The sequence below is a fragment of the Endozoicomonas sp. SESOKO4 genome (genome assembly GCF_024606275.1).
Genome location: NZ_JAHHPS010000051.1, coordinates 1 through 12,107 on the forward strand (window position 1 = coordinate 1; position 12,107 = coordinate 12,107).

Here is a 12,107-nt window from a genome sequence, read left to right on the forward strand (position 1 = left end):
TATGCAGTGGACTGCAACTCCATTTAGACCGGTTCGACTCCGGTACTCGCCTCCAAAGCTGGAAAAAACAGGTTGGCTAGCCTGTTTTTTTTCGACTGGAATAGATAAGCTATTCCTGTCGCCCGGGTGGTGAAATTGGTAGACACAGCAGACTTAAAATCAAAAAAATGGGTATCAACATCAGATATGATTAGATTTTAAGTTGTCACCAAATCCTTGATAAACAAGGGTTTAAGCTGAATAAAAGTTTGATTTTGTTTGGTGCCACTCAGGTGCCAGATCAGGAAAAAGTGGCACCAAGTGCCACGCGGGTGCCACGACAGAACATGTGGCATCACACAAGGAATAGTGCCGGTGTGGCGGAATTGGTAGACGCTACGGACTTAAAATTCGTTGTCCTTTTGGACGTGCCGGTTCGATCCCGGCCACCGGTACCACTTAAATTTGTGCAATCGTAATAACAAGCCGACAACCCGCATAGTTGTCGGCTTTTTTGTTTTCAGGACAAAAGTAAAACTGCCATTTCCTGCACATTATTGCACAGTTGGCAATAGCAGAATGGCTGCAAGCCCCCAGTAATGGCGGGGCTTCAGGCCACCACTGCACTCACTTAAAACGTGCACAAAATAAGGGCAAAAACGCTGCAGGCGTGGGGCGGAGGAGTGCGTTTTCCTGGCCGAAGACTTTATGTGCAGCCGAAAAATTCTCCACACCAACCCGGGCGATGGCACGGCCAGTGGTGCGGGATCGCTGGCGAGTTTGCTGGTATTATTCAGGCTTGCATGTGACAACTGTCATATATTTTTTATTTTCGTCAGTGTGCAGCGGCTTTTCCTTCTCGATATGATTGGAGAGTCACTTCTGTTTGTTTGTTCTGGGGGATTCTTATGCTGGCTTATTTGTTAATGGGTCTTGGTGCCTTTTTGGTGCTGGGTTTTGTGTTGATCATCATCAACCCGGTAAAGTTCGGGCAGGGCGAAGTTAGTCGCAAGCGTGCGGTTAAGTTTTTGGTTGGTTCCCTGGTTATGGTTGGGATTGGTTACAACTTGAACTTGGATAAAGTGGAAGGGCCAGCACTCACTGCTGTGCTGGATACTATACCGCAAGGTCAGGCTCATACATGGGTGACTGGTCAAGTTGATGGTGGTGTGGCTGTTGTAGTGAATGGATCGGCAGGCTACTGGGTGAAAGATGGTGAAGTCTTTGCTGCAAATGGTATTGCTCGGAATATGTCGCCAGGTGTTGAGTTTGCTCCTTCTGGCATTGACTGGAAGAAAATAGCATCAGCGACCAACTAGCAAAAAGCCGAGAACACTCTCGGCTTTTTAATCACTCCACCTTAACCACTCCCGCATACAACAGAAGCAGTCGCCAGGCTGAATAAGGTATCGGTCTTTCTCCACCCGTCCAACGTCGCACAGTGCGACTGTCCACGCCTACCAATGCACCGACCTTTGCGCCAGTCCAGGCACAGTCCTTCATTAGCTCGCGAAGCTCTTCTGTAGAAGGTGCCTGGTAATCAGGGTGATAGAAAGCCTGCAGGCTTTGTTTTTTGATTCTTGGCGTCATAAGCATAAAGGCTGGCATTACTGCCAGCCTTCCTCGTTACGTTTTAGTGTGTTGTTCCTGGAGAGTCCTGATTCGCTTTTCGATCTCTTCGGCTTGTTTGATCAGTTCGGCGATTTCTGTTTCTGGGAGATGCTTGTAAACGTCTTTAAGGTCTCTGACAAGAAACCATGCAAGGTGCTGAGATTTGCAAATATTCTCTTGTAAAGTCATCGGTTTTACTCCGGTTTAGTGCCGGGCGTTATGCCCTTGCGTTGATTGATATATTAGGGCAAATTGCCCTAATATACAAGCATTAAAATGAGAAACCTTCCTGCGAAACCTGCCCGGCCAGATGTTCTTCCTGCTCCCAGTTGCCATAGATCAGTTCTACACAATCACTGGTGTTTTGTGGGCCGCCTACCGTGTATTTGTAATCCACTTCACGGATAAACAGACCATCGAATACACTTCGGATGTCAGGGTGGTCGTTGATGCTGATGATCATTCTGCCCTGGATGCTTTTGGCCAGTTCTGCCATGCGTTCGTAATTTTCAAAGGCGAAATCTACGCCGTAGCCTTCTGTCATCCAGTACGGTGGGTCGCAGTAGAATAGGGTGCCGGGCCTGTCGTATTTCTCGATGGTTTTTGCCCAGTCCAGATTTTCAATGGTGGCATTCGCCAATCGAAAATGGGCGTCGGCCAGATCCTGCTCCAGGCTGAAAATATTAAAACGTGAGCGACTGGTGGCGCTGGTGCCAAAGCTTTGACCTTCCACCTTTCCGCCGAAAGCCAGCTTTTGCAGATATAAGAAGCGGGAAGCCCTTTGTATATCGGTCAGGGTTTCTGGTTGGGTTTTCAGTAACCATTCGTAATTCTGGCGGCTGGTCAGTGTCCATTTGAACTGTTTATAAAGTTCTTCCAGATGGTGTTTTACAACCCGGTATAAATTCACCAGGTCACCATTCACATCGTTAAGGACTTCCACCTTGCTCTCTTCTTTTAAAAAGAACAAAGCGGCAGCGCCGCAGAATGGTTCTACGTAGCAGGTGTGGTTAGGGAATAAGGGCAGAATGTGCGGCGCTAATTTGCGCTTGCCTCCGATCCATGGCACCAGAGGTTTAAAGTTTTTGGGCATGAGTACTCCTGATATACATCAATCATCAATCTCACCCCTCCATTCGATATTGTCTCAGATTATGTTTATTCAGGAGTAATACCACCGTGCTATTCAGTGATCGGGTCGAGTCTGTCTGATTTTGTACTGTTGATGTTTGAAGCGTGACCGGATATGGCTCCGGATTCATTCGGTCGACCGACACCAGGGTGGGTATGGTTAGCGATAACATTTAATGCGCTGGCTGTTTCTGATAAAGCGTCGGACAAAATACGCAGTACGTTTTCTGTATCACTTCCTAACCAGGTCTTGGGACTTTTTAACAGCTGTTTGACCTGAGCTTGGCACTCCCTGATTTTTCCTGCGCTGTCTTTGATATTTTCAGGCGTTGCACGGTGCCAGTTGTCGGCTGAGTCGTAGCCCTGGTAAATGGTGGCGGATTTTTGCCAGCGGGCTTCGTCTTTGTCTACGGTTGGCAATTCCAGACCTACAGGCAGGGTGTTGCGGATATATGGCTGGTCGGGTCTGCCAAAGGCGAAGGCGTATTCAACAATAGCGCCAGGATCGGGTAGGCCGTGAAGTCCTCGTTCATTGCCAGCGTAGGGAGTTGATACAGGAACATCCCGCAACAGTTCGCCATAATCATCACCATGTTGGTTCAGCGGTTGAATGTCCACGGCAAAACGTGGGCGTTCCATAGTGCATGTGCCACCGTCTTTTGGTGCGTCGGTGATGTTTTCCACCCGTGCCAAAAGTGGCAGATGATAGCCATAGCTCAGTTCAGGAAAAAGTCTCAGGACAATGCGTTTAATGGCATCCATGAAATCACCATACTGTCGTTTTTACAGGTTAATGAATCAATAACGCCTCGGTTGAATTGCACACCAGGGCGTAAGCTGGGTGCCATCATCATTCGGGCACTGTTAAAGGCCAGATGTTCAGTGAAGAATTTGTCTGGTATTTGGACTGGCCTTGATGACCATCGGCTATCTTGCCAGCTACCCACGTAGACCGATCCATCGCCCTGCTGTTGCCAGATAAATGACGGAATGTTAAATACCGGGCCGATTGCATCCATGGCCTGATAGCCACCGCCCATGTGGTGAAAATGTGGCACCTGCTTTCGGACGTATTCTTTTTTAGGTGCAACAAAGGAAATCGCGGTTTCTTTGCTAATTCGGGTCAGCACGTCATTAACCGTAATATGCCGAAGACCCATGAAGAGAGGGCGATTCAGTGCAGCAGACAATTCACGACAAAACAAAAGCTGTTGCTTTTCGTTGACTGTGGTTTGCCGGTCAATATAACCCACAAACAGCCGGAACAACTCCATACCACTCCAGCCGATAGCGAATTGCACGACTCCGGTTAACGGCTTGTCAGATTGAACCAGGAAGCGAGCACGACCAGGGCTTGAAAGCTCCAGCCGAGTGTCATCACTGATTAATGCGACTTCTTCACCATTTATCAATAACTGTTTAATGATTTTCATGGCAGTTCCCTGCAGCTGGCTCAGGCTAGAGCGTCATCCAGTTTTTTCAGCACAGCCATAGCTCCGGTTAGTTGTTCTTCCTGGTTGGTTGGTGGTGTGGTTTCACCCGCTGGCTGACCTTCTGCACTTTGATCCACGGCCACTTTCTGCGGCTTGCGCTGTTCTTTCTTTTCCGGGATGGAGAGATATTCCACCAGGGTGAAATTCACCTGCCAGGCATTGCGGCCATCTGTTTCTGATGCAGTGAAATTGTCCATAAACGTCACCTGCCGCACCTTCATGGCGGCGGCGGTGTCGTTGACAATATCGTAAACTTTCAGGTTGTCGTTACTGTCCAGGGCTGTGGCCAGTTCCCTTAGTTTGGTCAAGTTTTGTTCCTGTTTATAAGGAATTTGAAGACTGACCGAGAGGCTGCAGGGCTTGATGCCTTCCTCTGATCGGTCGGAGCTGCTGGTCTGGCCAGACAGCTCTTTTGTTTCTATCCGAAAGTTGGCCCGAACGGTTAGGTTGTGGCCTGAGACTCTGATGTTATTTAGAGAAAGCACTACGCCCACCTACAATGTCGATACAACAAACGACAAAAGTTCATCGTACCGAATTCCGTACCTTTCGCCTGCGGGTATAACTTCTGTGTACTCTTCTTTTACGACAATTTCTTCAATTACATTTCCTTCTTCATCGTAAACTGGTGAGATTTCTTCTGGGTGTGTGATGATTTTTTCTTCCCATTCATCAAAGCACAGGATTCCATATTTAAATGGATCTAAGCCTTCTGCCTCAAATGCGGCCTTAACTTCTTGAGCAATAACACCAACATGCATTCGTGCATCATCACCTTTTTCTTTAATCGCATCTTTAAACCTGAATACTCTAATCAAGCTTTTCAGTTTACGGGCTACATTGGACTCTGAACTGCTCAATTCTCGGATGTCATCTTTCTCGTTGAAATCCGATGTGTTGATTGATCCTGTACCTGCATAAACTTGTGAAAATCTGTGGCCAGAACGACCCGCAGAATGAACATTATCCTTTACTGGATAAAAAGCTAAGGACTCCATTTTATATGCGGCTATGGGATTGGTCGTATCGGGTTCAGTGATATAAAACCAAAGGCCAGTTGACATATTAGTTGCCGTCCAGTCTTCGGTTGTAGACACCCTTATACCGCCACCACCTATGAATGGTTTCTCAGGTGTTCCAAAATCAACACCTGTGCTTCCTGTCCCCCAAAACTCACAAAGTGTGTCGCCCTCCAAGGGTTGTAATGAGAAATCTTCCGACCTTGATTTTGCACCACGAAAAGCAGGGTATGACGAACCTGCATTGGTGAATTCGGCAGCATGATATCCGGATGAATAATGCTGCATCATGCTCTGATACTGAGCCTGTCGATTCGCAATCGAAACTGGATTGCTTAGTATATTCGATACCATTTCATGGCCTAATGGAGTGACTTTCTTGTATCGTTGAGGATATTCTGCTACGAATCCTTCATAAGGTGAAATGATAGACTTGACGACATGATCCTTCACTGGTGACCATGAACGGCTGCCTTCAGCTTTATACTCGAACAATTTATTACTAAATGCGCTAACTGCACCATCGACCACAAGACCTATCGCAGTCTCATTTTCTTCAGTAGCAATTAATTTAAACGGATAGGTTGTATTGCTAGAAGACGTTTTTGTCATCCGCATAGCTTTGAAAATATGATCAAAGCTCCTTAGTTCTACATAACCATTGTCAAGATAGAAATTTGTCCATATTGTTCCATGGCAATTCTCACCGATGTACATGACTGGGAGGTTTACAGCGTCAGGATAACTACCATTATATGCATGACAGTTTGTAAACTGGGCGTTGTAAAAGTTGTTCAAATGAAATGGGTATTTTGAATACATAGATATGCAATTAACCCAAACACCGTCTGATGTATGACACGTTATACCAGTTGCGGTTCTCTGGGTTATATCTGTATGACCTTTTTCACCCCAAATCCACTGCTGGCACTGTATGTCTGACCAGAAAGAATCAGTATTCTTAACAACAGTTAAAATGCCATAGCCATTAAAATGCAGGATATGCAAGTTTTTCATCTGCAAATTTCTGGCATCTGCACCGCTATAAATACCGGCTGCTGCCACATTTTGAGCAGTCGGATCAATGGAAGTTAGGCCACAATCAATAACCGTGTTCTCTATTCCTGAGTAATATTTTTCATCAGCAAATGAAAGAATCGGTTTACCCTTAACTTCTAACTCTCCATCTGCATCGTTGTCAGCCCACCAATTACCTACTGCCTGTATCGTACCACCCGTGAAGTTGACCTTAGGCTTCCAATTAACAGTTCTAGTTATAGCTAGTGTATTTCCACCATTATCAATGAGATACCTGTCGCCTTTTGCATTTGCTAAATCAACTGCATCCTGAAGAGCCTGTGTATCGTCTACGCCATTCAATCCGAACCAACGTAAATCAATCGTTGATTGCAGCTTCAAAACCCAATAATGACCACTTCTATCAATGAATTTCACAGAATCTGGATATGTGCTGTAGTCCTGTTGTGTAGTTTTATTGAAATTTGCACCGGCCCTGTCAGCGATACTGAGATAATTCCTTCCGAGATTTTTATCATTAGCAGCATCAACAAGACTTGAGTGTGTATATGAATTGATCGGAGCTGAATTAGTTAATCGCAAATCAGTTACAGTAGGATCATCAATCTCTGCAATTTTCTCAAGATAATGCCAAACACCTGTTCCCTGCTCGAGATAATCAGCTTGATCCACATCCGAAACCACAACCTCCACAACAGCCTCAACATCAGAAAGCGCATTCCCCTGCTGCGAAACATTCAACCAAATCGACGTCGGAGTCTCTGAAACCAAAACTTTTTTACCAGGATAATCAAACCGAATACCAGCGACATACCCTTGGCCAGGCAGCAGATCATAATACCCGTCAGCATTTTTCACCACCTTGCAGGCATCACCATAAAACAGCTGTCGTCCAAAAACATCCTGAGTAGACTGCCGACCACGCTCGTCATTACCTTCCAGTCTTGCAGACACATCCATCATCCAGCTTTCTGCCGGAATGTTGATATCACCCGTTTCTCGAGCACCAGAGTACTCCAGCATGAAGTTCCTGGTCATTGCAGTAGAAATGAATTTGGTTTGAAGTGGCAGATATGTGATGGCAACGATTACATCATCATCTTCGGCATACAGACCCATCCAGTTGAAATCAAACTCATCGCCGCCAGTGCCTAACATTAATGAGTGAACAACAAGGTTCGGATTGATATATCCGGCTTGGCTGACTTCTGCGTCAAGAACTATATGCTCTTGCGCTGGCATTCCCTCAGTTCGGTCGATTGGGTCAGAAGGATTAAGATTCGGAATGTTGGCAAGGATGAACTTTCCAATGGTCAGTACTTCACCGTTCGCCTGCTTTTGAGCGATAAGTGTTTCACCGGCATAAGTGATTGCTGCTGTCATGTTGTTATTCCCTTTAATCCTTAATCAAACTGGCGACTGTTACGGTTGTATTTAATGAAACAGAATGAATCTGTGATCGAATGCCCGGATTCTGGATAGATGCCGATATTGTTTCGGTCGTATAACCAGAGGCTGCACAACGCAGGTAAACGGGCACCGGGGTTTCTAAAATAAAGTTGTATCGTCGGCATGTACGGCCATACATCCGGATGATTTCTTTTAATAACTCTGGATTGTCAGATAGCTGATCGTCTTCCAGATAGATGTTGATAATGTCCCAGTCATAACCGGCTTGACGTTCTCCTGTTTCAAAGTGTCCGATTCCAAGACGATGACAAATGTTAATAAAACCGATATCAGAACCTGCATCACGAGCATTAATGTATGCGTAATGAACTCGTTTTCTGAAGAGTTCGAGTGGTTCACCAGAATAACGAGTAATATCCCGCTGCCATGCGATCAGTTCCAACATACCAGGGTCGCATTCCAGAGCGTTCAGCTGTGTTAATGGCCATGCGGCCCATTCACCAACACGACTAAACCACTCCTGTGCAGCATCCTTGAGTTTTGTTAACTCGATGCCGGATAACCAGTACGGGAGACTGAGTTTGATCATGATCAGTACTCCAGTGTGACCGTGAGATTGCCCAGCGTTGCAAGCTCCAGACCTGTGACTATGTCACTGTTCACAAACTCAAGACTGTCGATCTCCGGGAATGTTCTGTGCAGCTCCTGAGCTAATCGTGAGAATGAAAAACGACCCTCGGGCCAAGTCTGGGTGGCGTTGTAATCATTGTTCTGGCGGAATGCAGCGCGGATGAAATTCTCCACACCTTCCTGCAAGCCGGTGCGTTCCAGAATGCTCAGGTTTGCCACTGGCCAGACTGTGACTGTTACGTCTGTTTCTTTGTCAGGCATCGGATAACAGACCATGCTGTCACCGTGTCCGTGGTAACCGTTGTCGTCGATGTGAGTATTAATAGTGTCCACAAATTCCTGCGGGGGGATTCCACTTTCAATCATGATGTAGCAATTTGCGCTGCCGGGGCCGCGTGGTGCGTTGTGTTCAAAAAACAGGTAATCAGTGCGGATACCTGCAAATTCGGTGATGATTTGTTTGTAAGCTGCGTCGTGGTGAAACAGACCGACAGCCGTGAACTGGTTGCGGCAGCGCAGGCGCAATTCTTCGTCAGTCTCTTGATCGGCTCCGGGCGTGGTCAGCCATTCCTCGCCATTAGTGACACCTGTTACACCAGTGATAGGGTTTGGCAGCACTGAGTAATAACCGGGTGCCAGATTGTGATTTTCTCCTGCCTCCAGCGCCTCGGCCTGTATGTCCACGGTGAGGGATTCGTCAGGGAAATCAGTTTCTGTCAGTGTTATCAGCTCATATACCTGACCATTGATCGGCGTCGACTGGATGATCGTTCCGGCCGGAATCGTCAGAGGGCTGTCTATGCTCTCACGAGAAAACGTGATCAGGCCCAGTGCCTTTGTTGCTTCTTTACGAGTGAGATCCAACGACCAGGCGTGAATATTCAGAAACGATCCAGACGCTGTTTTAATAAAACTGTTGGGCAACAGTTGTCTGATAAGAAACTGAACTACCCACATAGCCGGTCTGGTGACAATCTCAGAAACAAGACGCCAGAACGAACTCCACTTCGAATCATTGCTGATCAAGCTGCCCTGGTCTGCATTGATCTGATCCCACTCCGCTTTCATCGCTTCGTCAGTAGTGGGAATACCCGCATCAATGACCAGCTGCTCAAAATCTTCCTGATGTTCAGTCATTGTTCACTCCGTTGATCTGGTCAATGCTGAATGGCCATTGAATCGGTCCCATGACAGTCTCTGCAGTCAGATAGATGACACCAGTTTCTGTTTGATCAATTTCAACAGTCCCGGGAACAATCCGAACATCTTCTTCAACCATCAATTCAAGCTGATTCATATTGGCCAGCCACTTTTCACGACTGCGTTCGGCGATTAGCTCAACCAGAATGCCGGTTTCCATAATCATGTGTTTGATGTCTTGCGCAATGGTGGCGCGGTCATCGGTGTAACCAGGCATGCCTGCAACATCCAGCTGGATGTCGCGGTCATCATTGATAAAGATGTCGATCCATTGTTGTTCAGACATTACCCACCCCATTGCCACATCATTTCTTCGATGTTGTGGCTGTTGATCTGCTGACTGGTTGTGACGTTGATGGTATTGCCACCGCGATTGCTGTTGTTGGTGACTGCGTTGTTAATGGTTTTAGTGATACCGCCAGATGGAACCGTGGAGGTTCTTGGTGCATCGAGGCTTGAGACAGTCGGTGCTGCGGTTTCGTCATCGCCACCGATATTGATACCAGGGATCTTGTTCAGCATGCCGATCACCCAGCCTGCGGCATCGCCCAGCATTTGGAATACGCTGATATCCGCAAGGGAAGCCTTGAAGTCGTCCCAGTAGTAGATGGCTGCGCCTACACCAGTGACCAGGGCGGCAATGCCTGCCACGATCAGGCCGATAGGGTTGGCAAACATCACGATATTGACCGCCAGCATCACAGCCCGGAAGGCGACCAAAGCACCACGCAACGCATTGATGGTACCCATCACAACACCGGAAGCTGTGCCATAGGCCAGCATGGCAACCTTGGCGACGCCACTGGCGATGGCCATCGCACCCATAGCCGCTGTCATAGCCGTTATGGTCAGAACGCCATAGCCAATCCATCGGGTAATGTTTGGAAACGTCCGGGTCCACTGGGTCAGCACTTCTGCACCTTCCGCCATCTTGCTCACCAGTGGATTGATGACTGGCAATAGCGCAGAGCCAAAACCGATTTTTACGGCATTAATACCGGCACTTAGTTGTTCCCAGGGATCGACCATAGCGTCTGCCATGGTCATGGCCTGCTCCATGCCTTTGGTTTTGCCCAGTTTGTCGATACTGCCACCCAGTGCATCGGTCTGGGTCATCAGCATTTTTACCAACGCCACGGCTTCCTGGGAGCCAAATGCCTTGGCCAATTCGTCGGACTCTGCAACGGACAGGCTATCGCCGTAGCGGTTCTGCAGTTGCCCCATGATGTCCATCATGCCCAGCAGGTTGCCCTGTGAGTCGGTAAACGACATTCCAAGTGCGTCCTGTGCCTTTCCTACACCCGCCAGAAATGATTTATATTTTGTGGCCGCTTCTGATCCCGACATAGTGGCCTGCATGGTGCCCAGAATCGCCATCTGTTCTGCCATGTCGATGCCCATTGATGTAGCTGAAGCTCCAAGGGCACCGAAGGCGCTGGACATTTCGTTACCGTTGGTTTTGAACATTTGCACTGCACTGGCGGTCATACCTGCCACTTGTTCAACCCATTCGGCTTTGCCCATTTTGTTGGCTGTGTCTGAGAAAATGCCGTACATGGTGCCCATGTAACTGGTCACGGTGGCGGTGTCGGCTTTAGTGGCGGCAGCCAGTACACCAGAGGCTTCGGTAAACGCAGACAGTTCATTACCAGAAAGACCGGCTATGGCGGATTGGATGTCATAAGCACTGCTGACAAAATCCGTAGCACTTTTGCCGTAGCGGGTGCTAAAGCTCAGTGCTGTATCTGCCAGTTGATCAAGTGCGTCTTGCTGGACACCCAGGGACTTTACTTCGCCCATTGCCCGATCAAGCTCGATGGCAGGCATCAACATCTGCTGCATAGCAAGACCCGCACCGGCAATACCCAGAGCACCGGCACCAATATCAGCAAATGCGCTTTTTGCGACCTGTGATACTGAATCCAGTGATTTCTGAACTTTTCCTGCCGGGCCGGTTACCTGATCCAGCAGGCTGATGGAAAACATCAGTTTTTCCAGCTTGTTCGCCATAGAAGTCTGTCCTGCCTACTTGCCCTTGAGAGCCTTACCGATGCCGTTGGCAACAGCCTGTGCCATCTTTTCCCAATGATCTTTTTCCAGATAGAGTGCTTCGCCCATACTCCGCGCATCGGGTACCCGATCCGGAAACCATTTGCGTGATAACAGGCAGACGCGCTCCAGATCGTTGCCCTCGATTTGCTTCGCCAGGCGTTCTACTTTCCCATCTCGATAGTGATATCCGGCAGAAAGTCGTTGATGACCTTGCTGGCCAGCTGGATTTCGAGACCGGGCAATTTCAACAGCTCAGACAGTTCTTTCTTGCTGTCTTTGTCGACAGTGCGCACCAGAAAGTTTTTAGCAGGTGCGATCTTGTTATCCATCTGCATTTCGTTGATGTACTGGTTGTACTCTTCGGTGGTGACGTTGAAAGACAGCTCTTTGCTGTTTACCGTTGCCTTGATTGTTTTTTCCATTGCTATCACCCCTTGATAGTCTTGATAAAATTACTGAGTTGCTTCTCCAGCCGGGTTTCCATGCTGTTGAGCATCTCTTTCAGGTCTTCTTTGCTGGTGTAGTTTTTGGCAACATCCAGCTC

13 protein-coding genes and 1 tRNA gene are annotated in these 12,107 nt (G+C 47.7%); 2 read left to right on the forward strand and 12 right to left on the reverse strand.

Annotation, left to right across the window (positions count from 1 at the left end; genetic code table 11):
- Positions 1-350: 350 nt before the first annotated feature.
- Positions 351-437: transfer RNA gene (locus KDK16_RS00795), tRNA-Leu, on the forward strand.
- 450 nt (positions 438-887) lie between these two features.
- Positions 888-1,298, forward strand: coding sequence for a hypothetical protein (locus KDK16_RS00800; RefSeq protein WP_257274259.1), 411 nt, complete (start codon positions 888-890; stop codon positions 1,296-1,298).
- A gap of 31 nt (positions 1,299-1,329) precedes the next feature.
- On the opposite strand, the gene KDK16_RS00805 is transcribed toward KDK16_RS00800, so the two are convergent.
- The 12 genes from KDK16_RS00805 to KDK16_RS00855 all read right to left on the reverse strand — a co-directional run bounded on the left by KDK16_RS00805 (position 1,330) and on the right by KDK16_RS00855 (position 11,985).
- Entirely contained in the window at positions 1,330-1,587 is a 258-nt protein-coding gene (locus tag KDK16_RS00805) for a DNA-binding transcriptional regulator (protein WP_257274260.1), read from the reverse strand.
- Between the two features lie 274 nt (positions 1,588-1,861).
- The gene (locus tag KDK16_RS00810; RefSeq protein WP_257274261.1) at positions 1,862-2,683 is read right to left on the reverse strand and encodes a DNA adenine methylase; all 822 of its coding nucleotides are present in this window, start codon (positions 2,681-2,683) and stop codon (positions 1,862-1,864) included.
- An 89-nt stretch (positions 2,684-2,772) separates the two neighbouring features.
- Positions 2,773-3,483 carry a hypothetical protein gene (locus KDK16_RS00815; RefSeq protein WP_257274262.1) on the reverse strand — a complete coding sequence of 237 codons (711 nt, stop codon included), beginning with the start codon at positions 3,481-3,483 and terminating at the stop codon, positions 2,773-2,775.
- On the reverse strand, positions 3,456-4,154 hold the full coding sequence (locus tag KDK16_RS00820; protein WP_257274263.1) for a hypothetical protein: 699 nt from the start codon (positions 4,152-4,154) through the stop codon (positions 3,456-3,458). The genes KDK16_RS00815 and KDK16_RS00820 overlap by 28 nt, the downstream gene beginning before the upstream one ends.
- 20 nt (positions 4,155-4,174) lie before the next feature.
- Positions 4,175-4,522 (reverse strand): hypothetical protein, encoded by a 348-nt coding sequence (locus tag KDK16_RS00825; protein WP_257274264.1) that lies wholly within the window; start codon positions 4,520-4,522, stop codon positions 4,175-4,177.
- A gap of 186 nt (positions 4,523-4,708) precedes the next feature.
- A complete protein-coding gene (locus KDK16_RS00830) occupies positions 4,709-7,654 on the reverse strand; it encodes a phage tail protein (protein ID WP_257274266.1) in 2,946 nt (981 codons plus the stop codon).
- 13 nt (positions 7,655-7,667) lie between these two features.
- A complete protein-coding gene (locus KDK16_RS00835) occupies positions 7,668-8,270 on the reverse strand; it encodes a phage tail protein (RefSeq protein WP_257274267.1) in 603 nt (200 codons plus the stop codon).
- 2 nt (positions 8,271-8,272) lie between these two features.
- Complete coding sequence (locus KDK16_RS00840) at positions 8,273-9,448, reverse strand: baseplate J/gp47 family protein (RefSeq protein ID WP_257274268.1); 1,176 nt, start codon at positions 9,446-9,448, stop codon at positions 8,273-8,275.
- Positions 9,441-9,797, reverse strand: coding sequence for a DUF2590 family protein (locus tag KDK16_RS00845; protein WP_257274269.1), 357 nt, complete (start codon positions 9,795-9,797; stop codon positions 9,441-9,443). Before KDK16_RS00845 ends, KDK16_RS00840 begins: the two co-directional genes overlap by 8 nt.
- Complete coding sequence (locus KDK16_RS00850) at positions 9,797-11,521, reverse strand: phage tail tape measure protein (RefSeq protein WP_257274270.1); 1,725 nt, start codon at positions 11,519-11,521, stop codon at positions 9,797-9,799. The genes KDK16_RS00845 and KDK16_RS00850 overlap by 1 nt, the downstream gene beginning before the upstream one ends.
- Before the next feature lie 15 nt (positions 11,522-11,536).
- Positions 11,537-11,806: a hypothetical protein gene (locus KDK16_RS13435; protein WP_373690884.1), complete on the reverse strand. Its 270-nt coding sequence runs from the start codon at positions 11,804-11,806 to the stop codon at positions 11,537-11,539.
- Positions 11,725-11,985, reverse strand: a complete 261-nt coding sequence (locus KDK16_RS00855) for a putative phage tail assembly chaperone (RefSeq protein ID WP_257274271.1) — start codon at positions 11,983-11,985, stop codon at positions 11,725-11,727. The genes KDK16_RS13435 and KDK16_RS00855 overlap by 82 nt, the downstream gene beginning before the upstream one ends.
- Positions 11,986-12,107 lie beyond the last annotated feature (122 nt).

What these genes read in the sequence shown, in the direction of transcription:
- KDK16_RS00800 (WP_257274259.1), top strand. Translation starts at nt 888, where the DNA reads ATGCTGGCTTATTTGTTAATGGGTCTTGGTGCCTTTTTGGTGCTGGGT.
- KDK16_RS00805 (WP_257274260.1), bottom strand. Translation starts at nt 1,587, where the DNA reads ATGCCAGCCTTTATGCTTATGACGCCAAGAATCAAAAAACAAAGCCTG.
- KDK16_RS00810 (WP_257274261.1), bottom strand. Translation starts at nt 2,683, where the DNA reads ATGCCCAAAAACTTTAAACCTCTGGTGCCATGGATCGGAGGCAAGCGC.
- KDK16_RS00815 (WP_257274262.1), bottom strand. Translation starts at nt 3,483, where the DNA reads ATGGATGCCATTAAACGCATTGTCCTGAGACTTTTTCCTGAACTGAGC.
- KDK16_RS00820 (WP_257274263.1), bottom strand. Translation starts at nt 4,154, where the DNA reads ATGAAAATCATTAAACAGTTATTGATAAATGGTGAAGAAGTCGCATTA.
- KDK16_RS00830 (WP_257274266.1), bottom strand. Translation starts at nt 7,654, where the DNA reads ATGACAGCAGCAATCACTTATGCCGGTGAAACACTTATCGCTCAAAAG.
- KDK16_RS00835 (WP_257274267.1), bottom strand. Translation starts at nt 8,270, where the DNA reads ATGATCAAACTCAGTCTCCCGTACTGGTTATCCGGCATCGAGTTAACA.
- KDK16_RS00840 (WP_257274268.1), bottom strand. Translation starts at nt 9,448, where the DNA reads ATGACTGAACATCAGGAAGATTTTGAGCAGCTGGTCATTGATGCGGGT.
- KDK16_RS00845 (WP_257274269.1), bottom strand. Translation starts at nt 9,797, where the DNA reads ATGTCTGAACAACAATGGATCGACATCTTTATCAATGATGACCGCGAC.
- KDK16_RS00850 (WP_257274270.1), bottom strand. Translation starts at nt 11,521, where the DNA reads ATGGCGAACAAGCTGGAAAAACTGATGTTTTCCATCAGCCTGCTGGAT.
- KDK16_RS00855 (WP_257274271.1), bottom strand. Translation starts at nt 11,985, where the DNA reads ATGGAAAAAACAATCAAGGCAACGGTAAACAGCAAAGAGCTGTCTTTC.